Source organism: Chlamydia sp. 04-14, assembly GCF_036632095.1.
GTDB lineage: Bacteria > Chlamydiota > Chlamydiia > Chlamydiales > Chlamydiaceae > Chlamydia.
In genome coordinates, this window is sequence record NZ_JAPYKW010000002.1 from 106,977 (window position 1) to 129,479 (window position 22,503).

Consider the following 22,503-nt stretch of genomic DNA (forward strand, 5'->3'; position numbering starts at 1 on the left):
TAATTAAATTGTTTTATTAATGTGCAGATTATAATTAATTATTTGCATAGGATAAAACTATGAGAAAGCGAAACTCTTTCTTTAACCCTACAGCTAACCATAAGAACGAACCTCTAGCTTCTATGATTCAAAAAACCATAACCATGGTAGAGAAGATAAAGGGAAATTCACAGGATCCAGTGAGTGTAGATCTCAATAAGATTCACTCAGACATTCAAGAGATCAAGACAATTTTAACAAAACATACTAAGGATATTGATTGTTTATATACAAAAAAAACAGATGAGAAAGTCCAGGATTTAGAAACGGATATGAGTCTTATGAAACTCTCTCTTCATAGTCTTTTAGAAGAATTAAAGGGGTTAAAGACTCTTATAGAAGAAGGAATAGATGACTCGCTCAATGACCACAGTTATCTTGTCCAAGCAGTTTTAATAGAGATCTATCAGAAATTCCTACCTCTGTCTGGAGGGATGCTTACAGGCAATATTGATATGAATAATCATACAATTTTAGGACTAGAAACTCCTGGCAATCCTAAAGATTCTCATGCGGCATCGGTGGGGTATGTAGGGAGACAGTTGCGTCCCATAGTCGATAAGCTTAATGAAACATATGAAAAAACTAAAAGCCATGACAATTCGATAACAACTTTTAACTTTCAAATGATGCCAGTATCCGGAGGAAAATTTCGTGGTATTGTAGATATGGATGGTTACAGAATTACAGGATTAGCAAACCCTAAAGAACGATCTGATGCCATATCCTTGGATTATCTTGAGCGTTATTTAGAAACACGATCTCTTCCCGAAGAAACTGTAGAAACTATAGCACCACCTCAAGTTACACATGTAGAAACCAATCTTCTTTATTCAACAGGATTGAGTCGTGAGGTGGACTATCCTCTTCCTCTAGAGTTGCTTTCTCAAGGAATATTAGGATTTACTTGGGGAGCAAGAAGCTCCTCATTCTCAGGGAAATTTCCTCTAAATTCTTTAAAACATCTCCTATCTCATGAAGAGCAGGGGTGTTTTGTATTAGATGATAATATTTTATATGGAAAATATCCCGGAATCTATACTTGGGATTTGACTCTTAAAGCCCTAATCCCCTCAATTTTAGAATGCAAAGATCTTAGTATCAAATTGAGAACCCATTATGGTTACGCTTCTTGGAATAATAAGGAAGAGCTTCAAAGCAATACAAGCTATGTGGAGATATCTCTACATCATGCAGGAACTATGATGATAGGAGGGCATAGCTATGATATAGTAGAGTTGGCTCCTGGAAATTCTCGGGTATTTACTATTCCTGAAAATTGTGGTGGTGTGTCGGTATATTTAGAAAATGATCAAGAGGGAGCTTCTCCTCAAGATCTTTATATTGTGCAGGCTGCCTACTCCTGTAGCTGGAGACGCTACTAATATTTAGGGAACAGCTGCAAAAATGCAGCTGTTTATTACAAATATTTATCGTGCAGAGTTTAAATAGAGATTGAGAGGATGATCGTTATCTAAAGCTCCGTAACGTTTATCGTACGTGCTAACAATTTCTCCTTGATCTACAAGATAAACACGATCTAGACATCCCTGAACAAAGTGCATATCGTGAGTCGAGACGCCTAATGTAAGGTTTTGATCTCTTAAGGATTCTAGAAGACGTCTGAAGGCAGAAGTTGAAAATGGGTCTAGAGCAGATGTTGGCTCGTCAAAAAGTAAGGTGCGTTTATCCATACATAGAGAGCGAACTATAGCCACACGTTGTTTTTGTCCTCCAGAAAGATGGTGAGGATAGCTTGCGGCAATGTCTTCAATATCTAAAAGCTTTAAAAGATCAAAAGCCTTCTCCTTGGCCTCTTCTTTGCTTCTATGCTTTACGATCATTTGAGGATGCATACAGTTATCTAAAACTGTCATATGTGGGAAAAGTTCAGGTTGTTGAAAGACTAGTGCTGGAGTCTCCCCTTCTATAGAAATATCACCACTTGAAGGCTCTACCAGGCCTACAAGAGCACGTAATATGGTTGTTTTTCCAGAGCCGCTCTTGCCAACAAAGAGTGTGATATGCCCCTCTTCTAAAGAGAAGGATACTTTCGATAAAATGTGCTTGTCATTTATTGAATAAGCAAGATTTCTTACCTTAACAGTCATAGCCCCTCCTTTTTTCTAGCAATCTAGCGACATAAGAAAACAATGATGTCATAAGCAAATATAAAGCAGCACAGATGCTATACATTTCCATAGGATTTAGCTCTCTAGAAACAATATCCTTACTTACTTTAGTAAGTTCAGGAACCCCCACAACCATCAAAATGCTACTTTCTTTAATCAAAGCAACAAATTCATTTGTTAAAGAGGGTAAGATATTTTTAAAAACCTGCGGATAGATAATGTACATGAAAATCTGCGACTTTTTATAACCTAAAACTTTAGCAGATTCCCATTGCCCTACAGATAGAGCATTAATTCCTCCACGAATATTTTCTGCAAGATAGGCTGAGGAATTGATACTTAAAGCAATTAGCCCCGCCATGAGTGGTGTGGGATCCAATCTAATAATGGAAGGAAGACCAAAATAAAATATGAGAATTTGAATGAATAGCGGCGTACCTCGAATTACCGTAACGTAGAGATTCCCCAAACATCGCGTAATACGACATGGGAAATAACGTGATGTGATTGTTCCGATAATTAAACCTAATAAGGAGCCACAAAGTATGGAGATTCCGCTAACGAATAACGTATATCCACAACCACGTAATAGCACCCTTGCTGTAGCAGCCAGATGTTCCATAAATCAGCTATGCATATTTATTTACTCTCAAAGCATAATCATGCGCTTAATCCGAAAAAACTAGCAAGAAGTTTTCTATATCTTTAACTATCAAGGAAATCATTGACTCTGCAATAGGTGTAATAAAAATTGTATCATCTCCGGCTAAAGTTCCTAAGATGTTTTCTGAAAACTTGTTATCAATTAAGCCCGCTATCCATGAAGCAGAACCCGGGGCTGTTCGGATAACAATTAGAGAAGAATTATGCCGAATAGAAAAAACCAAATGCTTAATGTTAGACTCGTCTATTGAAGGAGGCAGAGAATAGCGAGCTCCTTTTTCTCCGGGGATCTTTATTGCATGGACCTTTCTTAACCAACGAGATACGGAAGATTGTGTCATTGCAATCCCTAGAGAAGAGAGTTTTTCGCAAATTTCTTCCTGAGTTGAAGCCCCTTCTTTATTTAAAATTTCTTTTAAAGCTTCATCAACTGCTACATTTTTTTTCATTTCGCCTCTTGAAGTTTTCCTTGCTGATATTCAGAAGACCATTTTACTATAGAGGACTGGTTTATATTTTTCTTTGGTTTTTATGCTTACCCTTGGGTTGGAAAGCTCTTGTGATGAGACGGCATGTGCTTTAGTAGATGCTAACGCACAAATCATTGCTAATGTAGTTTCTTCACAAGAAGATCACGCATCCTATGGGGGAGTTGTTCCTGAATTAGCCTCTCGAGCTCATCTAAAGGTATTCCCCTCTGTTGTGGAATCTGCTTTAAAAGAGTCGGGAGTTTCTTTAGAGGATATTGATCTTATTGCAGTAACAAATACACCAGGGTTGATAGGTTCTTTAGCTATAGGCGTTAACTTCGCGAAAGGTCTAGCTATCGGATGCCAAAAACCGGTTATCGGCGTTAATCATGTCGAAGCACATCTTTACGCAGCCTATATGGAAGCAAAGAATGTGGAATTCCCTGCTTTAGGTTTAGTGGTTTCTGGAGCCCACACAGCTATGTTTTTGATGGAAGACCCTTTAACTTATAAGTTAATAGGGAAAACTCGAGACGACGCTATAGGAGAAACTTTTGATAAGGTCGCGAGATTCCTTGGGCTCCCTTATCCCGGAGGCTCTTTAATAGAAGAAATTGCATCTCATGGGTGTGAGGAGTCCTTCCCTTTTTCTCCTTCTAAAGTTCCGGGGTATGATTTGTCTTTTAGTGGATTAAAAACTGCTGTTCTTTACGCAATTAAGGGCAATAATAGTAATAATCGTACACCTCTCCCAGAGCTTTCTCAAAGCGAAAAGAATAATATTTCAGCATCTTTTCAAAAAGCTGCTTTCACGACCATTGCACAAAAACTTCCTAATATTGTAAAAAAATTTTCGTGCAGATCGATACTTGTCGGAGGGGGAGTAGCAAACAATAAGTATTTCCAAAACTTATTGAAAGACACTCTAAATTTGCCTTTATACTTTCCTTCTTCTAAGTTATGTACGGATAATGCTGCAATGATAGCAGGATTAGGACGAGACCTATTTATCTCAGAAAAAACCACTTTAGGAATTACTCCATGCGCAAGATATCATTGGGAATCTGTCTCAGCTTCCTTATCGCCTCTTCTCTAATGCTTCATGGATGTAAAAACTTTCACAAACCGCAAGATCATCTCTCTATAAATATGAAAGACGATCCGAGATCTTTAGATCCTCGCGAAGTTCGTCTGCTTTCTGATATTAATTTAATTAAGCATATTTATGAGGGGTTGGTTCAGGAAAATACTTATACTGGAAATCTAGAACCAGCACTCGCAGAAAGCTATTCTCTATCTGATGATGGAAAGACCTACACGTTTCATCTAAGGGAAGCATATTGGAGTAATGGTGATCCCCTGACTTCTGAAGATTTTATTGCTTCTTGGAGACAAGTTGTAAATCAAGAAGTTTCAGGAGTCTATAGCTTTGCTTTCGATCCTATTAAAAATATTAAGAAAATCCAGCAGGGAACACTCTCTCAGGAGGCTATAGGTTTTCATGCTGAAGATGATAAAACGTTGGTTATTGAACTAGAATCCCCAACTTCACATTTTCTAAAACTTTTAGCTTTACCTATTTTTTTCCCGGTTCATAAAGATCAACGACAGTCACAATTGGCCTTGCCGATTGCCAGCAGCGCCTTTTATCCTAAAAAAATCAAACAAAAGCAGTGGCTGCGTCTTGAGAAAAACACTTACTACTACAATCAAGAGCAAGTTCAAACTCAAACAATCACTGTGCACTTTATTCCCGATGCGAATACTGCTGCCTTATTATTTAATCAAGGTAAGCTGCATTGGCAAGGACCTCCTTGGGGAGAGCGCATTCCGACAGAAACCTTATCGCGTCTACAATCCAAGGGAAGTCTCCATTCTTTTGATGTTGCAGGAACCTCTTGGTTAACTTTTAATATAAACAAGTTTCCTCTTAACCATACTAAGTTAAGAAAAGCTCTTTCCTTAGCTTTAGATAAGGAATCATTGGTTTCTACAATATTTTTAGATAGAGCTAAGCCTGCGCAACATTTACTGCCAAATAGTTTACATACCTACCCAAGTCTAGAACTTCCTTCTAAAGAACAACGTAAGTATCTAGCTAAAAAACTCTTTCAAGAGTCTTTAGAAGAGCTAAAGATCTCAGCAAAAGATTTAGAAAGCCACTCCCTAGTCTTCCCTGCAGGTTCTTCAGCAAGTGCTTTACTTGTTCAGATGATTCGTGAGCAATGGAAAGATATCTTAGGCTTTTCTATTGCTATAGCGGGAAAAGAATTTTCTCTCTTACAAGCGGAATTAGCCTCAGGGCATTTCTCATTAGCTACAGGAGGATGGTTCGCAGATTTTTCAGATCCTATGGCATTTTTAACAATCTTTGCTCATCCTTCGGGAGTGCCTCCCTATGTGTTGAACCAAAAAGATTTCATGACACTTCTAACAACTATTCAAGAAGAAAGGGATCTAAATAAACGTAATGAACTAATTTCACAAGCGTCTCTGTATCTAGAAACTTTCCATATTATCGAGCCGATTTATCACGATGCTTTTCATTTTGCATTAAATAAAAAATTATCGAATTTCAATTTTTCTCCTACAGGAGTCGTGGATTTCCGCTACGTTAAAGCACCCTAATCCCCCTAAAATAGGCAAAAATCTAAACGTTTCCAATATTAGTCATTTTCCTAATGCAAGTAGGGAACTTATTCTTAGGAAAACCCCGCTGTAGTTTAAATCTAGATACCCGATTTCATCCGAATTTGAATTTCCATACGGAATAAGTAAGTTTCTTCATGGTTATTTTTATTCTTTTTTTGTTATTCTATGCATTTTTAGCTATGTCACGAGGCCCTAAGCACGATGGAAATGACAAGTAATGAAAATAAAGATGGCGGGAGAACATTGCCTCCATGCCCCCCCTGTGTGATGGTAATCTTTGGTGCTACTGGAGATCTTACAGCACGGAAGTTGTTTCCAGCATTGTATCATCTGATCAAAGAAGGCAGACTATCTGAAAATTTTGTTTGCGTAGGTTTTGCTAGAAGAAAGAAGAGCCATGAACAATTTCGCGAAGAAATGAAGCAGGCAATACAAAATTTTTCACGTGCTCAAGAGCTTGATATTCGTATTTGGGAAGAATTTGAATCTCGTATATTTTATCACGAATCAAACTTCTCTTCTTCAGAAGGCTATGCCTCATTGAAAGAGAGGCTCGAAGATATTGATAAGAAATACGGAACACAAGGGAACCGTCTATTTTATTTATCAACACCCCCAGATTATTTCCCCGAAATTATCGAAAACATTAACAAGCACAACCTTTTCTATCATGATCAAGGAGAAGGGAAACCTTGGTCTCGAGTAATTATAGAAAAACCCTTTGGTGTTGACCTACAAAGCGCTAAAGAACTACAAAAATACATAGACGATAATCTAGATGAAGATTCTGTCTATCGTATAGATCATTATCTAGGGAAGGAAACTGTACAAAATATCCTTACGATACGTTTTGCTAATACCCTATTTGAATCTTGTTGGAACTCCCAATACATTGATCATGTGCAAATTAGTGTTAGCGAATCCATAGGTATAGGTACCCGAGGCAATTTCTTTGAAAAATCAGGGATGCTTCGTGATATGGTGCAAAACCATATGATGCAGCTGCTGTGTCTATTAACGATGGAACCCCCTTCGATATTCAATTCTGAAGAAATCAAAAAAGAAAAGATTAATATTCTTAAGAAAATACGTCCTTTTTCTAAAGAAGATGTTGTCCGTGGGCAGTATGGTCCTGGAGAAGTACAAGGCGTGTCTGTTCTTGGCTATCGTGAAGAAGAAAATGTGGCTCCAGATTCTATGGTGGAGACCTATGTAGCGTTAAAGATGTTTATTGATAACCCACGTTGGCTAGGAGTCCCTTTTTATCTTCGAGCAGGAAAACGACTTTCTAAACGTTCTACAGATATTTCTATCATTTTTAAAAAGTCCTATTCTACTCTATTTGAGTCAGAGTCTTGTCCTGTATGTCCTGTGGAAAACGACCTTTTAATTATCCGTATACAACCAGACGAAGGCGTTGCACTGAAATTCAACTGTAAAGTTCCTGGAATGAATAATATCGTGCGTCCTGTGAAAATGGATTTTCGCTACGATACTTATTTTAAAACAACAGCACCAGAAGCTTATGAGAGGTTGCTTTGTGATTGCATACTAGGTGATAGGATTCTATTTACCTGTAGCGATGAGGTTATGGACTCTTGGGAGCTCTTTACACCGATTTTAAAGCGGTGGGAGCAAGATTCTTCTGATGTGCATTTCCCTAATTATGTTGCTGGATCTTCAGGCCCTAAGGAAGCGGAGGAATTACTACAAGCTGACGGAAGAAGTTGGCGTCCCTTGTAACTTAACTTTATTTTGAGACGATTATGGCGACACTAGTTAACTTTAACGACACAAATAAACTCCTTCTCACAAAGAAGCCAGAGCTATTTATTGACCTGGCAAGTAAAGATTGGATAGCAAGTGCTAATAAATCAATCAAACAGCGAGGAGCTTTTTACGTCGCTCTTTCCGGAGGAAGGACTCCCCTAGAAATTTTTAAAGAGATCGTAAAAAATAAAGAGAAAATCTCTGATCCTACAAAGATCTTTCTATTTTGGGGAGATGAAAGAAATGCCCCACACACATCTTATGAAAGCAACTACGGACAGGCTATGAGCATTCTTCGGGATTTGTATATTCCTGAGGAGCAGATTTTCCGTATGGAAACTGAAGATCCTAACGGGGCTAGAAAATACCAAGACCTCATAGAATCTGTAGTTCCTGAAGCAAGTTTTGATATGATTATGCTTGGGCTTGGTGAAGATGGCCACACTCTGTCATTGTTTCCAAATACAGAAGCTTTAAAAGAACAAGAGCTTTTAGTTGTGTTTAATAAAGTTCCCCAATTAGAAACTGAGAGAATGACTCTTACTCTACCTGTTGTGCACAAAGCAAAACATATAGTCGTTTATGTTCAAGGAGAGAGTAAAAAGACTATTATTAGTAGTATATTTTTCCCAAAAGACAAGCATCCACAGCCCTATCCTATAGAGCTTATTGGACAAGCAAAAACCCCTCTATTTTGGATTCTTGCTGCAGATGCCTATAATTTGAAAGACTTTGACTCGATTTCTTCGCTTTATAAATTAGATGTTATCTAATTTACAAATTCGTATCTCCGATATAAAACAGAAAGGTGTCTTTCCTAATTCGATCCCGATCTCGTGGCTTCCGCATAACTTGGCGGGAATTCTGCATAAGGAGGAGGATTATCCGAATAAGGAGGAGGGGCGCTTGGTGACGGAGGTGAATAACCCCCGCCGGTACCGCGTGGGAATCGTCCCACATTTAGATACGCGCGTTCCATTTGATTAAATAGCCTCTGAGGATAGTTCACTACAACCTGTTGCGTAACTGTCTGACTGATCGTGTTTCTATCGTATTCATCAGGGTTATTAAGGATTTGATCTGCAACCATGGAGTAAAGAGTAGCACTGTTTAAATGTAGAACAGCAGCCTCTTGTTTTTTAGCCATATATACGGAAGCAATCATGAAGCTTATGAGCCCAATAAGTATTAGGCCTCCACCTCCAGCACAACAACCAATAATAGCAGCAGAAATAGCAGCAGCCGCTAGAGGTCCAGAGAAGAAAATACCTAATATGGTTCCGGCAGCTAATGCTAATAGCGCAATGGAGCAAATAATAGCACAAACTAGGAAGGCAATTTTAGAAGCTCTATAATTTTTGTAGGCGGAAATTAACTCTTTATTCGCCTCTACACTAATTAAAGCAGCAGCTTTCGACCTAGCGCCCTCCTGATCATCAACACGGAAGCTTGCTAAAGTATGGATAATATCTTTCTTAGAATGTTGTAGTCTGGTGATTTCTTTAGAAGCACTATGGATTTTCATAGAGCTTAAAATAGCAGACCCTAAGGAAGAACCAAAAATTCCTAAAATTAAAGTGGCAAGAATACCGAAAACAAAAGCTACAACAACAGAGTCACCACTGCCTCCCGATCCTCCATGGCATAAATTACATAAAGCATTTATCCAAAGAACTTGTTCAACACAATGGAACACAGCACTTGAGGTCGACATGATGGCGAACGCCGTGTCTAATTCAGGAGCCGTGCCTGTAGGCTGCAAAGCAGAGCTCGTTAACGCTAATCGATTTATCGATTGAGAAGTTGCGTGGGATCGATTGAGTAAAAAACGATTAGCGGGGGAATACGGAGATAAATTTGTAAAATCAAGAGACCCTTCACTCGTAAGATTTACAATCGCGCTGCGATTACCCTCGTTAGATGCTATGATCTTGTCATTTAAAAAAAGAGTCGTCATATCTATGATTCTTATATAAATTAAATAATCAGGGTAAAATTATAAACTATTTCTAGTTTTATCTCACGATTATAATTTCTTTAATTGTAAACGAGCTCTTGCATTTTTTATCTTTTTTAAGAATTCTTTACCATTTAATCAGGTTGCCTAAGTACGCTGGCGCACTTTCCATAAAATAAACGGCTGAATCTAAAGATCCTATGCTTGCGCACCCATTTTGATCGGCTTTATAGACGAGTATCAATCCCTGAAGAATAGAACCTATTAAAGGTAAAAGTATTAGGTGCTCGGTGATCATTTCTGTTCTCAATCCAGCAAAAGCTTCTGTTAAAGATACCTCTTCGTCCCCCCTACATGGAGCGGTAATGAGTTGGAATAGGAATTTTAATGTTTTAGCAACTACTTTTATAAGCAAAATAGCCCACGCTAAAATGCTCACAATCACAGAAACTACAGGAAATGTAATGAGATCAAAAGCTACGCAAGAAGCTTTTTGCGAAGTTGAGTAATCGCTAATATCCTCATTACCGAAAGTTAAATAACACGCCATGGTCACCCCCTAAAACTTAATGAATATTAATTTCTATTACTTTGATTTCTTATTCTATCTTCTTCCATAACCTCTTCATAAGTTGGTGGAAATTCTATATAAGGAGGAGGAATAAGAGGAGGTGGGGGCATCGAACTCTCATCATGAGAAGCGGAGGTTGGAGTAGACGTAAGGATTTCTCGTAGTCTAGTTCTCTGTATATGTTGCATTTCTTCTGTATTACGCCTTCTCATAGATTCTTCAGAAGGAGTGAAAAGAGGAAAGACTTCAGGATCTAAAAGATCGCTATAGGGACTCAAACAGTTTCTAGCTACTATAGAAGCAAGGTTATCAGGATCTTGATCAGATACACGAATTCGTTCGCTAATTTGCAAACAAAGTAGCGAACGATGAATAGAGTCAACTGCAGATTGTCGGCAATTATGGCTGCAATGAGTTTGTGGGATAGAAAGTATCCCTAAAAGAAGAAAGGCAAGGCCTCCCCCACCTAATATCCATGCTGCCGGAGACATAAGAAATACGTTTGCAAAAATACCACCAGCGTTAAACGCAAATATACATCCCAAAATGAACGCTATGATGGCTAGTACTGAAAGTACCGCTGTAGCGAGGGAAAATATTTTCCAAGCAAGTAAAGATAATGCAGATTTTCTAGCATGATTTAAAGCTGCTGCCGAAGCTAGATAACCGCCTCGTTTGAATGAAGATATGTTATAGTCCTTACTAAGGAGTCTTATGATTTTTCTCTCATTGTGATAGAAAAGAATACTCTTTTGTATAAGGAAACAGATACTAACGACGTTCTTTATCACGTTGCCGAGCGTATTTTGATAGATAGCATTAATTACGGTATAAAGTTCATGAATAAGCAAAAGAAAAAGATTAGAACTTTCCGATAGGTTAAAACAAAAACTCCCCGGTGGAGAAGGAAATATCGAACATTCAAAGCCGAGTTTCACGGCGGGAGTCGTTCCTTGTTGAAATCTAGGGGCCGTTTCTAAAGTAAAAATCTTATTTATGATCGCTAGATTGTTGATATCATGATTACCTACCGACTGAGCATTGATCAGTTTAGCTAAAGGACCGTTTTCACATTTTATAATTTCATAAATAAGGCTCTTTTTTGTGATGGAATCTAGAAAACCTAAAACCATGCTGTTAGGATTAAGATTATCTACAGAACTTATCATTAGATTGGCTGTTTTAATAATAAAATAGGAAATCAACGAGGAATTATATTTCGGATATCTCTTTATTTCAAATCCTTTTAAAAATCGAGCCTAAGGTGTTTATTTATATTTATTAACAGATATTTTATAGCTTATTGATTGCCAAATAGAGGTTGGTTTTCCTATTCTATATTCTGTATTTTTGATTTCTAAAAATTTTATTATAGGGTGTTTCTTTGATGCCCATTTACAATATTAATGATAAAATCCTACCCTTATGTAGGCGCCTTATAGGCAAAGATTCGGTAGCGGTTATGTTAAAGAACATTTTTTATATTATTATGGGACCTCCAGGATCAGGCAAGGGCACACAATCACAACGTCTTGCTAATCAACTCGGACTCCCTCACATCAGTTCAGGAGATCTTTTTCGATCTGCTATAAAATCAGCGACTCCATTAGGAATCAAGGCCTCAGAATATATAGACAAAGGGTTTCTTGTTCCGGATGATCTGGTTTGGGAGATTGTGGAAGAGACTTTAGTCAAACCAGAGTGTGAGTCTGGATGTATTATCGATGGATTTCCAAGAACTTTAGATCAAGCAATTCTTCTTAACGACTTTTTGGTCAAGTCTAATGCAGATTATCTTGTGATACAGTTGGATGTTTCTGATGAGGAGATTATTCGCAGGATTCATTCTCGATTTATTTGCCCCTCATGCAATTATGTGTATAACCAAAGCCAAGGTCTTAGTGAATGCCCAACATGTCACGTTAATTTAGTTCGTCGTTCTGACGACACTTTAGAGGTTATTCATAAGAGATTAGAAAGTTATGAAAAATCTACAGCCCCTGTAATTAACTATTATGAAGATCTAGGAAAATTAACGCATATTCCTTCTGAAGTATCTCCTGATGAAGTTTTCCAAAGTATCCTATCTTGCATAAAAGTTTAGGCCTGCAAGTAAATTTTACTACAGAGAAGAAAGATGAAACACTATCAACTTTATGCATCTGTTTCAGACCTTTTCTCTACAAATGGTGATTTAGAGACGCAATTACTTTTTGGAGAGCGTTTACTTTTTAATAAGAACACATACTACGCTTATTCTCAGCTGATCCGCGATCACGATATTTGGCGCCCCTATCCAGTTAAAGAGGTGTCTTCAAAAACTTCATTTTCGTTTTTATCTCAACACATTCTACCTAATGCAGTTATTAAATCTTTTAATGCCTTTTTAGAGCCGTGGCATATACCCCTACCCTATGGTTCTCCACTATCAATTGATTCTCGGGGTAAAGTAAACCTTCCTAAAGAAATTAAAAATGGAATGAGATGTCCTTTTGATAAGGAAGTTCCTTTTTGTAATATCAATCACGTACGTTTTTATGACGCGCCAGTATCTATGGATCTTTTACTTAAAGAATCTGAGAATTTCTTAGATCTTCCCTATGTATGGGGAGGTCGTTGTGTTCATCACTCTCTCATAAATTATGGATTAGATTGTTCAGGATTTGTGAATATTCTATTTCAAGCGAATGGATTAAGTATTCCTAGGAATGCTAGAGACCAATACAAAGATTGTCACCTGGTTGAGTCTTTTAAAGATCTTCCTCTCGGGGGCTTTGTTTTTCTTCAAAATGATCAAGACACACAAATTTCTCACGTAATGTTAAAAAAAAGTCCGACATGTTTAATTCATGCAACTCAGACTCTTGGTAAAATCGTGTATTCCTCTTTAGGAGTAGATATAGAATTCAGGAAAGATAGATTTCAGACTCTGAATTACCAAGGACAGGTGTTTTTCGGGATACCTAAAAAAAGAAAAATATTCTTCTAGATAAGGTATAAATTAAAGAACTTTCAAAATCGTTGTAGGATTCTGAAAATAGAAAAGCAAGCGAATTGTAATGAGAAAATATCTTCGCTTGCTTCTGATAAAAGAACGGATTTTATCGCTTAGAGAATTGGAAGCTCTTACGCGCTTTCTTATGTCCGTATTTCTTACGTTCTTTCTTTCTAGGATCTCTAGTAAGAAAACCGTGACTTTTTAATTCTTGTTTTGAATCAACGTTCTTTTTTAATAAAGCTCTTGCTAACCCTAAGCGAGTTGCAATTACTTGTCCTTGAATTCCGCCACCGTTTATACGGATAACCAGATCAAATTCATTAATGTTTCCAAGAACTTTCATTAACGGGGAAAGAATGGTAACTCTTTGAATTTCCAAAGGAAAATATTCATCGAAGGCTTTTCCATTTACATCAATTTTACCAGTTCCTGGACGAAGGCGAACGCTAGATACCGCTTGTTTTCTTCTTCCAGTAGCTACTGATTCTTCTATTGTACTTTTTACCACAACTTACCCCAAATTAAACATCTAATAAAATCGGCTTCTGAGCTTCAAATGTCTTGTAGGAATCTCCTTTTAATATTCTTAGAGATTTCAACTGACGTTTACCCAAGCGAGTTTTGGGCATCATGCCTTTAATTGCGTGCTCGATAATATAAGATGGTTTTTTAGCTAACATATTTTCGAAAGGAACTTCACGCATTCCTGAAATATATCCCGTATAGTATCGATATATTTTTTGACCTTTCTTAGCGCCTGTCAAGTGTACTTTTTCAGCATTGATAACAATAACACCATCGCCCATAGCTATGTGAGGCGTATAAGTCACTTTATGCTTGCCTCGCAAGATTTTTGCCACCTCTGAGGAAAGCCTTCCCAAGGTTTTGCCTGTGGCATCGATAACATACCAAGACTTATTCTGAGCATCAGATGCTTTAGCAATGGTTGTTTTCGTGTCTTTTCTTTTTTCCATAGTAATATAACCGCCTTATCAGAAGGGGGAATTATAAATTTGTGCAATTTTTTTTCCAAATAAAAAGCAACAAAAGCAATTTTGAGACGCATTTCCAAAAGATAATTAATATAAGTTGATCATTTTTTGAAAGGCAAATCAAATCCACTTTATCGTGCTTATAGAACTGTAAGGAGGCATTCCCCTTGCATTCACTAGGTTATTAAATGCTATTTACTCTAAATAAGGTAGCTTTATTTTTTTATTTTACAGAACAAGACAACGACTATTCTTTTCGTCTTTTTTAAGAATCTTATTTACAGAGTCATAACAAGCAAAACATAGCATCATTACAATAAAGTTTTTAGTAGAACTATTTGATTGTTATAATACCTGATAGAAAACACACTTCGATTTCCATCCGTGTGCTTACAGACATCTAGTTATAGGATTTTTTCAATCCTAATCCATATAAGCTCAATCATAATTTTAATTATCAGAATCTGCGTGTCCTAGGGTGTTTATTATGTCAGGAATTATTTTACATTCCCTTTTTAAAAATGATTGCCGATGTCATGCTTCTTATTCGTTTGATAAGCGAATTCAAGATCGTTTGACGATAGCCATTATTATGGCTGTTATTTCTTCCCTTAGCTTGATTTTAGCGATTATTCCAGCAATTATTATGGCTACTCCTATAGGGTTTGTCTGGGCTGGAATTTTTGGCGGTTTAGCTCTCGCGTTATTTATTTTCGCAATGCTAACAAATTATTTAAGAAAGAATATGCCTGAAGGGCTTAAGGAAGTCTTTAAGGAAAACTATCCTCATACTTTTTCTGATTTTATTCAGAAAAAGCAACTCACCATTCAGGAAATACGTTTATTACTCGACGGCTTAGAGGAAGCTGGTGAAGATCGAGATATTTCTTTCCACAAATATGTAGGAGCTTTCCCTGAAAAATTAAGAACAGCTTTAAATAAATATGGAATTTCTAAATTTACAGACGGTCTTGAACAAACTAGGCTTCTTTCTTTAGATGCTGTGTTAACTAGAAACTGTCCTATATATTGGTTAAAGAAGTTTGTAGAAATATCTCCAAAACTCCCTAGAGAGCTTGCTAACCCATCTCGTGAAGAAATAGCGTCTTATTGGTTAGGAAAAGCTGGAGGTTGTAGGAATACAGAAACTATTTTTTTAAAAAATACTCATCTTATTGCTCAAAAGATATCCAAAGAAGATTTTGATACATGTTCTTTGTATGTTCGTAATGAAGACTGGGAAAATGAAGAATTAGAAGCAATAAAACATAGAGTATCAGAGACATGTTTAGAGTTGGGAAGAGAGGAAAATGAAGATTCAGGTATTGATGTTACAAGATTTTTTAAAGGAATTCAAAATTCTCTTTTGGAATTATGTACACACGGTGTTTCTTGGGAACAGCTATGTTTAATTAAATCATTAGATTTTGAAAACTGGGATTTCCTGTGTGCTATTGACGGCAATAAACAAGGAGTGCGAAAATTTGCTGTTCCTTGTCTTAGAGAGGTTTCAGATGAAAAGCATCATCTATATGAACCTTTGATTTCTCTTTTAACTTGGAAAGATTTTGATAATTTAGGGTTGAAAAAGGAATCTATTTTTATGGGAGAAATAAGGAATCCTGAAAATAGACTTCTTAAATATTTTAACAGACAATCGCGTTATCACACATCTATAGATCCATTAAACGAAGAGATTATTTTAGATCGTCTTCCTAGATATACTTTAGATTTTTCTACAGGAGCAAAAAGAGAATGATATTAAAAAATGAGTTCTCCATTTTGTAAAATCCCCTCACGATGGCATTGACGTGCGAGCTGCTTATTGTGTGTTACAATAAGCACTCCACGTGAATCATGTGATTGAGATAAGAGAAGATTGTGAATGCATTCTGAAGTTTGATCGTCTAAATTTCCAGAAGGTTCGTCTGCAAGTAAAATTGATGGATCATTTATTAACGCCCGAGCGATTGCCACTCGTTGTTTTTCTCCTCCCGATAGATTGCAACATCGTGAATGTATTCTATGAGATAAACCAACGGATTCTATGAGTTCTAATGCTTTTTTATAAGCTGAAGATCCTTTAGAAATACTTTTCCGAGCAATACCTGCAGGCATTAAGATATTTTTGATCACGGTATCGTCTTCTAAGAGATAGAAGTTTTGGAATATAAAACCAATATGCTGGTTTCTAAACTGAGGAAGATTGTAAGTTTCCTTCCCTTTGCCTAGAAAAAGGAGCTCCCCGGATGACGGTGTATCTAATGTTCCTAGCAAATTTAGGAGCGTACTTTTCCCATTTCCTGAAGCTCCTGTGATAGCAACCACTTCTCCGGGATATAAGGTGACGCTTACATTACGTAATATCTCAATATTTTGATTACTTTGTTGAACGATCTTAGAAAGATTTTTCGCTTCAATAAGAGGTGGCATGATTATTCCGCTTTTAAGATATCCGAAACGTGCATTTTAGCAACTTTCCTTGCTGGCAAAGCTCCGGAAATGGCTGCTAAGACTAAGGTTCCTAAACCTAGTATAGCAATTGTCGGGATATGGATTTCCTGAGGTAGACCTTGACCGAAGAATGAGGAATTGAAAGCCTCTCTGCCTTGTAGATAACTTAATCCACGGGTAATTAGCGAGAGATTTTTCATTGTTACAATTGCAAAAGTTGTTCCGAAAACGACACCAATTGCCCCAGAAAGTGCTCCACAAAAACCAAAAATGATCTTTAAACTGCGTGAAGGCGTTCCCATAGCTTTAAGGATCCCTATTTCTTTCTTCTTATTATTTACTAGAAGAATGGACATAGTCACCACATTCGAACAGGCAACGATCAAAATAATAATGGAAACCAATAAAAATAATACCTGGTCACTACGAAGCTGATCTAAAATAGGCTTGAAATACTGATAATCATAAAGAGATGATACTTCCCAATATTGATCTACGCCGGCTTGATTTAAAATAGCTTGAATCTGATTTTTAATTGGAGTTATTTGCTTGGTATTAGGGAAGAAAACATGCAGGCCGTTATGCATTCCTAATCCCGTAGATTCTGAGCGTATTAGGGATGCTAAATTCATATCAATGAATACGATCTTACTGCCCATAGGAGATAAACCAGGATTATAGAATCCAATAACATATACGGGATGTTTAATTTCCTTCTGAGTTTCTGGAGAGAAGATACTAAGATCACTCCTATCCCCTACTCTATAGCCCATATCACGATAGTTAATAGGAAGAATGATAGAAGATCCCCGATAAGTGTTTTGTAAATTCGCAAAATCTTTTTTCCAACCTTCATCAGAACTATTAAAAGGATTTAAAATCTCTGAGCTATAATCCGTATGATCATAGGGAAGTATTCTATCTTTATAAACCTCGTCTGAAGAATAAGCGACAAATTGGGAAAATGTTCGGGATTCTGATTTGCTAGGATTTATAATCCTATCCATTTGGACATAACCAATCCCCTCTTCAAATTCCAGAAGCTGTGCTTGATTTTGATTTAGATAGGGAATGAGAGATTGGAAGGCTATTTTTACAGGATCCTTCAAGTCTCCATTTGGATTTGTATCAGGTACTGGGAAATTTTCAGGAAGAGAGTAATCTATATTTGGATCGTAAGGATCTATAAAAGAAGAAGCGAGTTTTTCTCCTATAGTCTTTGTTGTATATTGGGAAAGATCCGCATGCCTATCTACTTGATAGTAGTAAGAATCATAATATACAGATGAGGGCAGGATTTTTATTGGGGAATGAAGCAGGGAAAGATCATGAATCCAACGCTGTTCTAAACCATAAATTACGGAAATAAAAACAATGGATAACCAAGTAACTAAAGAGATGATGCCTATTGAAAATATAGAAACAATGGCTGAAGATAATCTTTTCTTTCTTGGTATTAGATACTTAAAAGCAATTAGAAGTTCTAATTTCATGACCTACTCAACAACTTAGGATAGAAGCCAGCAGGTAAATAAAATCTTTTACTTAGCTTCTTTGAAAATTACGTGCCTACGCAGTTTTTTATCATATTTTTTGAGTTCTAGTCGACCTGTTGTTTTTCTTTTGTTTTTAACAGTCCAGTACATATCAGAACTTTCAGAACTTCTTAATTTAATGATTTCACGATTCTTACTAGCCATTGATGAATCCTTTTAAGAAAATGATAAATCGCTTATGATACTATATTTATTTTCAAAAAGAATCAAGAAAACTTCCCCATAATTTAGAAGAGAATTTTCATGACAACTAAAGAACAGGTTTTTTTTAATCAGGCAACCTCAAAAAATAAAATTCATTTTATTAGTTTGGGATGTTCTAGAAACCTTGTAGATAGTGAGGTAATGCTCGGCATATTATTGAAAGCCGGTTATGAAGCTACAGAAATGCTTCAGGAAGCTGACTATTTAATTTTGAATACATGTGCTTTTTTAAAAGCGGCTCGAGATGAATCCATGGATTATCTTCAACGTATAATTAAAGCAAAAAAGGAAGACGCGAAGATTATACTAACTGGCTGCATGGTATCTAAGCACAAAGAGGAATTAAAACCGTGGCTTCCCTACATACATTATGTTTTAGGCTCCGGAGATGTAGAACATATTCTATCTGCGATTGAATCTAAGGAAGCGGGAGAAAAATTATCTTCTAAAAGTTATTTAGAAATGGGAGAGATACCTAGAAAACTATCGACTCCCAAGCATTATGCCTATTTGAAAATAGCTGAGGGATGTCGTAAACGCTGTGCTTTTTGTATTATTCCAACGATTAAAGGCGGTTTAAGAAGTAAACCTCTAGATCAAATTATTAAAGAATTTCGTCTATTATTGAATATGGGAGTGAAAGAGATTATTTTAATTGCTCAAGATTTGGGTGATTACGGTAAAGATCTTTCTGCGGACCGCAAATCTTGTTTAGATAGTGTATTAAAGGAGATGCTCAAAGAGCCTGGGGATTATTGGATTCGTATGCTCTATCTATATCCCGATGAAGTTGACGATACGATTATTGATCTTATGGAAAGTGATTCTCGTCTGCTCCCCTATGTGGATATTCCTCTACAGCATATTAATAATCGTGTCTTGAAAAATATGTTGAGAACAACGTCTAAAGAACAAATTTTAGACTTATTAACTAAGCTGCGCACACGTATTCCACATATTTATATTCGTTCTTCATTCATTGTAGGTTTCCCTGGAGAGACTGATGAAGAATTTCAAGATCTTGTAGATTTTGTTGCTAAAGGATGGATCGATAATTTAGGAATCTTTTCTTATTCTCAAGAAGAAGGTTCTGTAGCTGCAAAAATGCCAGATCAAATACCTCAGAGTATAAAATCCAAAAGACTTAAGATTCTTTCTCAAACACAAAAGAAAAATGTTGAGAGGCATAATAAGCAACTTGTTGGACAGATTGTCGAGGCGGTTATTGACGGTTATCATCCTGATAGCGAACTCTTATTAACTGCACGTTTTTATGGACAAGCTCCCGAAGTTGATCCATGTATTATTGTTAACGAAGCGCGTTTAGTTTCAGGATTCGGAGAGCGTTATTTAATCGAGATTACAGGTTATGTGGGTTATGATCTTGTTGGTCGAGTAGTGAAAAAAGTGCCCGGAGAATAAATTTTACCGGGCAAAGTTGTAGTTCAGTATTTTATTTAAAATAAGGTAGCTGAACTACATTCCAAGAAAACGAAGCAACACGCCACCAATAGCTTAAGTTTCTTAATAAAAAGAACCCATTTTGTGTGGCAAAGTATGTGGTTGCGACCCATTTCATAGGTTTAGATCTGTAGTAGCTTGTTCCTGAGCATGTAGATCCTTGTAAAAATATCTTTTGCCCACCTACTACAGCCATCAAGAGACACTCCCCTCCTGTTCCATTATCTATCCAGCCCCCATGTTTTGCCATAATGACAGTGATACGGAAGAGTTTGGGATTCGATGGACTAGCTTTAAACGTAAGTTCCGCATGTTTGCTTTGGTTGATTTGAAAATCAGGAATTCCCATAGAAGAAGTTTGTGTATGGAATCTATCCCAAGGAATATCCCAAGGGCCTCCTTTCACCTCCCCTGTCTTTACCTGGCCTCCTGAAGTTGATGAACGCATAGAAACAGAGGTTTTGGTTTGTTTAAAGCGTCCATAGGAAACATACTGCTGGTTATATTCCTGATTATTATTATAACCACTAGGATATTTCACAGTGTGGTTTGTTAGATTTACCCTTCCATAGAAATCTATCTTTTGATTAGATCCAATTTTAACATTCATATCTCCGCCAACAAACAGGTCTTGACTGCAGTTAAGTTTTCCATTAGTGCAAGTCAGATTTGTGACAGTAGTATTCTTTGATGTTATGCCATCTCTTACGGTAAGAGCTCGACTTTTTTTATCCTGAGATAAGTCTTTAGAGTAGATGTTAAAACGAACAAATGTAGGGAAGCTGATATTAGTTTTAGGTGTTGACATAGTGTTTTAATCCTCCTCAGAAAATCTTGATGGAAATGGGAACCAAATCACGCTTACAGCAGAAAACATGCTGTTTATATGACCTCCTGTAAAGACAGTGACTGAAGGTGAATTAGAACTAGATACATCTGTAATAGAGAAAATAGCGTACAGAGAGGTACACGTTCTATCTGTCTTATAATGTCCACGAGTATCTGCGGTGCATAAATTTTGGTATTCTCCTCCAGAATTTAATCTTAAGAATAAATTTACCTCATCGTTTCCAGAGTGTTGCCCATTCATTCTTGTTACTTCAAAAGTTACCTGATAGATGCCAGGAGTTCGAATGCGAATATGTTGTGGATCAACATAAAAATAGTTTCGATACATTGGGGTATAATTTTCGAAATCCTTAGAAGATCCTGTTTTAAAATATACTAAGGAATCTTTATCAATATTAGATGTACCACGATGATCTATGAAACAAGTGTAGGCTTGCACACAACTCTTTCTATAGTAATTAAATGTGATGGCATCACGTTGAGAAACAGGATCAGAGATATTATTAAAGAGCGGCTGCGTGCTAGAATTGGACGAAACAGTGATATCCCCGTTCAAAATAGTTTCTTTTAATGAACAACTATCATTTCCTGAAAGATTTCCACCAATGAAGAAGTCACAATTTGAATTTACGTCTTTTTGTACAGTCAATGAATCAGCATTAAATTCATCTTCTATATTTAAACTCCCTTCAATATTTAATGTGGCGTCGTTTAAATAGAGATTTTGATCTTTTACCCCAGTTGCATCTGTTTCTACAGTTTTATTATCCGGATTAGCTGGGGTAGAGCTGAGGATACTTTTATCTTTATTGTTCATGGTTATGTATGATCCTCTGGGTAAAAAATGATACCGAAATAGAATCCGCTTAATACCGCAGTATTTTGTACAAGACGTGCAGAAAATAGAGATTTTGCTACGTTATTCCCATTAGAAACTGTAGCATTTGGGTCAGAGGGGGCATTTTGGAAATGTATTGATGTGCTTAAAGCGCCTTGGTCTGCATAACCTCCGCCACTATAGATAGTGTTTTTGCTATAAAGAAGGCCTGAGGCATCTTCTAGGTAAATATCTCCTCCCCAACCGTTGTCCCAACCCCAACGCTTATTAATTCCGTAATCTATCATGTAGATACCTTTGGTTAATAGTTGTACCCAGCGAGTCCCTGGATATGTAACCTTGGAATTGCTTCCTTTTTTGTAGTCAACGAACCGTATATGAGAAAAAATATCTTGTGATTGGTATACCATTCTATCAGGTCCTATAATCGGAATAGGATCCGCCGTATTGACATTGATTCTTCCGAATTGAGTGAGTGAACAGAAAAAATATTCTGGAGATCGTATATAGTTTGCTGGAACTGGTGAAGAATCATGAGTAGGTCGAGCTACGTTACTGAGTCTATTGCCATGCAAATCTATAGAAGCATTGCTTGATTCATTTGTTATAGTGAGTGAGTTAGCTGATGTAAGACCGGAAACATTTATAGCTCCTTGAAAGGAAGCATTCCCTGGTGCAGTTACAGAAAAGCTATTTGTAGAAACTATCGAATCGGATTTGGTGTCGTTGGTTTGTACATTTCCCGCGACAACATTACCTTCCAAAGTAGAATCTACATGGAAATGGCAGTCATTATTATTATCATTAGAATTAGAAGTAGTCATTTATTATTTTATTATTCCAATTTTTTCTAATAAAAATCAGATAATAAAATATTGGTCAATTTTAATATGTTTA

23 protein-coding genes are annotated in these 22,503 nt (G+C 36.8%); 9 read left to right on the forward strand and 14 right to left on the reverse strand.

Annotated elements, in window-relative coordinates:
• Positions 1-59: 59 nt before the first annotated feature.
• Entirely contained in the window at positions 60-1,424 is a 1,365-nt protein-coding gene (locus O6937_RS03030) for a hypothetical protein (RefSeq protein ID WP_332390195.1), read from the forward strand.
• A 45-nt stretch (positions 1,425-1,469) separates the two neighbouring features.
• Here O6937_RS03030 and O6937_RS03035 read toward each other — a convergent pair whose 3' ends face one another.
• Genes O6937_RS03035 through argR form a run of 3 tightly spaced genes read right to left on the reverse strand, consistent with a single transcriptional unit; the run spans position 1,470 to position 3,283 of the window.
• Positions 1,470-2,150: an amino acid ABC transporter ATP-binding protein gene (locus O6937_RS03035; RefSeq protein ID WP_332390196.1), complete on the reverse strand. Its 681-nt coding sequence runs from the start codon at positions 2,148-2,150 to the stop codon at positions 1,470-1,472.
• Positions 2,140-2,793 (reverse strand): amino acid ABC transporter permease, encoded by a 654-nt coding sequence (locus O6937_RS03040; RefSeq protein ID WP_332390197.1) that lies wholly within the window; start codon positions 2,791-2,793, stop codon positions 2,140-2,142. The genes O6937_RS03035 and O6937_RS03040 overlap by 11 nt, the downstream gene beginning before the upstream one ends.
• A 46-nt stretch (positions 2,794-2,839) precedes the next feature.
• Positions 2,840-3,283 (reverse strand): arginine repressor, encoded by a 444-nt coding sequence (gene argR / locus O6937_RS03045; protein ID WP_332390198.1) that lies wholly within the window; start codon positions 3,281-3,283, stop codon positions 2,840-2,842.
• An 82-nt stretch (positions 3,284-3,365) separates the two neighbouring features.
• On the opposite strand from argR, the gene tsaD reads away from it, so the two are divergent.
• The 4 genes from tsaD (at position 3,366) to pgl (ending at position 8,499) form a co-directional block, all read left to right on the forward strand.
• Complete coding sequence (gene tsaD, locus O6937_RS03050) at positions 3,366-4,400, forward strand: tRNA (adenosine(37)-N6)-threonylcarbamoyltransferase complex transferase subunit TsaD (RefSeq protein WP_332390199.1); 1,035 nt, start codon at positions 3,366-3,368, stop codon at positions 4,398-4,400.
• The gene (locus O6937_RS03055; protein WP_332390200.1) at positions 4,346-5,932 is read left to right on the forward strand and encodes a peptide ABC transporter substrate-binding protein; all 1,587 of its coding nucleotides are present in this window, start codon (positions 4,346-4,348) and stop codon (positions 5,930-5,932) included. The genes tsaD and O6937_RS03055 overlap by 55 nt, the downstream gene beginning before the upstream one ends.
• Before the next feature lie 225 nt (positions 5,933-6,157).
• Positions 6,158-7,699 carry a glucose-6-phosphate dehydrogenase gene (gene zwf / locus O6937_RS03060; RefSeq protein WP_332390201.1) on the forward strand — a complete coding sequence of 514 codons (1,542 nt, stop codon included), beginning with the start codon at positions 6,158-6,160 and terminating at the stop codon, positions 7,697-7,699.
• A gap of 23 nt (positions 7,700-7,722) precedes the next feature.
• Positions 7,723-8,499 (forward strand): 6-phosphogluconolactonase, encoded by a 777-nt coding sequence (pgl, locus tag O6937_RS03065; RefSeq protein WP_332390202.1) that lies wholly within the window; start codon positions 7,723-7,725, stop codon positions 8,497-8,499.
• A gap of 44 nt (positions 8,500-8,543) precedes the next feature.
• Here the strand turns inward: pgl and garD (O6937_RS03070) are convergent, their stop codons facing one another.
• The 3 genes from garD (O6937_RS03070) to garD (O6937_RS03080) form a co-directional block, all read right to left on the reverse strand.
• Positions 8,544-9,683, reverse strand: a complete 1,140-nt coding sequence (garD, locus tag O6937_RS03070) for an inclusion membrane protein GarD (RefSeq protein WP_332390203.1) — start codon at positions 9,681-9,683, stop codon at positions 8,544-8,546.
• A gap of 127 nt (positions 9,684-9,810) precedes the next feature.
• A complete protein-coding gene (locus O6937_RS03075) occupies positions 9,811-10,233 on the reverse strand; it encodes a hypothetical protein (RefSeq protein WP_332390204.1) in 423 nt (140 codons plus the stop codon).
• 26 nt (positions 10,234-10,259) lie between these two features.
• Positions 10,260-11,423 (reverse strand): inclusion membrane protein GarD, encoded by a 1,164-nt coding sequence (garD, locus tag O6937_RS03080; RefSeq protein WP_332390205.1) that lies wholly within the window; start codon positions 11,421-11,423, stop codon positions 10,260-10,262.
• A 293-nt stretch (positions 11,424-11,716) separates the two neighbouring features.
• On the opposite strand from garD (O6937_RS03080), the gene O6937_RS03085 reads away from it, so the two are divergent.
• Together O6937_RS03085 and O6937_RS03090 are read left to right on the forward strand one after the other, a co-directional pair.
• Positions 11,717-12,358, forward strand: coding sequence for an adenylate kinase (locus tag O6937_RS03085; RefSeq protein ID WP_332390206.1), 642 nt, complete (start codon positions 11,717-11,719; stop codon positions 12,356-12,358).
• 33 nt (positions 12,359-12,391) lie between these two features.
• Positions 12,392-13,243, forward strand: coding sequence for a C40 family peptidase (locus O6937_RS03090; RefSeq protein ID WP_332390207.1), 852 nt, complete (start codon positions 12,392-12,394; stop codon positions 13,241-13,243).
• A 112-nt stretch (positions 13,244-13,355) separates the two neighbouring features.
• On the opposite strand, the gene rpsI is transcribed toward O6937_RS03090, so the two are convergent.
• Both rpsI and rplM read right to left on the reverse strand, forming a co-directional pair.
• The gene (gene rpsI, locus O6937_RS03095; protein ID WP_332390208.1) at positions 13,356-13,760 is read right to left on the reverse strand and encodes a 30S ribosomal protein S9; all 405 of its coding nucleotides are present in this window, start codon (positions 13,758-13,760) and stop codon (positions 13,356-13,358) included.
• A 13-nt stretch (positions 13,761-13,773) separates the two neighbouring features.
• Positions 13,774-14,226, reverse strand: coding sequence for a 50S ribosomal protein L13 (rplM, locus tag O6937_RS03100; RefSeq protein WP_332390209.1), 453 nt, complete (start codon positions 14,224-14,226; stop codon positions 13,774-13,776).
• A 505-nt stretch (positions 14,227-14,731) separates the two neighbouring features.
• On the opposite strand from rplM, the gene O6937_RS03105 reads away from it, so the two are divergent.
• Complete coding sequence (locus O6937_RS03105; RefSeq protein WP_332390210.1) at positions 14,732-16,003, forward strand: DUF1389 domain-containing protein; 1,272 nt, start codon at positions 14,732-14,734, stop codon at positions 16,001-16,003.
• 2 nt (positions 16,004-16,005) lie between these two features.
• Here the strand turns inward: O6937_RS03105 and O6937_RS03110 are convergent, their stop codons facing one another.
• Genes O6937_RS03110 through rpmG form a run of 3 tightly spaced genes read right to left on the reverse strand, consistent with a single transcriptional unit; the run spans position 16,006 to position 18,398 of the window.
• Complete coding sequence (locus tag O6937_RS03110) at positions 16,006-16,677, reverse strand: ABC transporter ATP-binding protein (RefSeq protein WP_332390211.1); 672 nt, start codon at positions 16,675-16,677, stop codon at positions 16,006-16,008.
• 2 nt (positions 16,678-16,679) lie between these two features.
• A complete protein-coding gene (locus O6937_RS03115; protein WP_332390212.1) occupies positions 16,680-18,191 on the reverse strand; it encodes an ABC transporter permease in 1,512 nt (503 codons plus the stop codon).
• Between the two features lie 48 nt (positions 18,192-18,239).
• Positions 18,240-18,398, reverse strand: a complete 159-nt coding sequence (gene rpmG / locus O6937_RS03120; protein WP_332390213.1) for a 50S ribosomal protein L33 — start codon at positions 18,396-18,398, stop codon at positions 18,240-18,242.
• Positions 18,399-18,497: 99 nt separating this feature from the next.
• Between rpmG and rimO the strand changes: the two genes are divergently transcribed.
• Positions 18,498-19,880: a 30S ribosomal protein S12 methylthiotransferase RimO gene (gene rimO / locus O6937_RS03125; RefSeq protein ID WP_332390214.1), complete on the forward strand. Its 1,383-nt coding sequence runs from the start codon at positions 18,498-18,500 to the stop codon at positions 19,878-19,880.
• Between the two features lie 31 nt (positions 19,881-19,911).
• Here rimO and O6937_RS03130 read toward each other — a convergent pair whose 3' ends face one another.
• Genes O6937_RS03130 through O6937_RS03140 form a run of 3 tightly spaced genes read right to left on the reverse strand, consistent with a single transcriptional unit; the run spans position 19,912 to position 22,430 of the window.
• Entirely contained in the window at positions 19,912-20,727 is an 816-nt protein-coding gene (locus O6937_RS03130; protein ID WP_332390215.1) for a hypothetical protein, read from the reverse strand.
• Between the two features lie 6 nt (positions 20,728-20,733).
• Positions 20,734-21,585 (reverse strand): hypothetical protein, encoded by an 852-nt coding sequence (locus O6937_RS03135; RefSeq protein WP_332390216.1) that lies wholly within the window; start codon positions 21,583-21,585, stop codon positions 20,734-20,736.
• 2 nt (positions 21,586-21,587) lie between these two features.
• Positions 21,588-22,430, reverse strand: a complete 843-nt coding sequence (locus O6937_RS03140; protein ID WP_332390217.1) for a hypothetical protein — start codon at positions 22,428-22,430, stop codon at positions 21,588-21,590.
• Between the last annotated feature and the right edge of the window lie 73 nt (positions 22,431-22,503).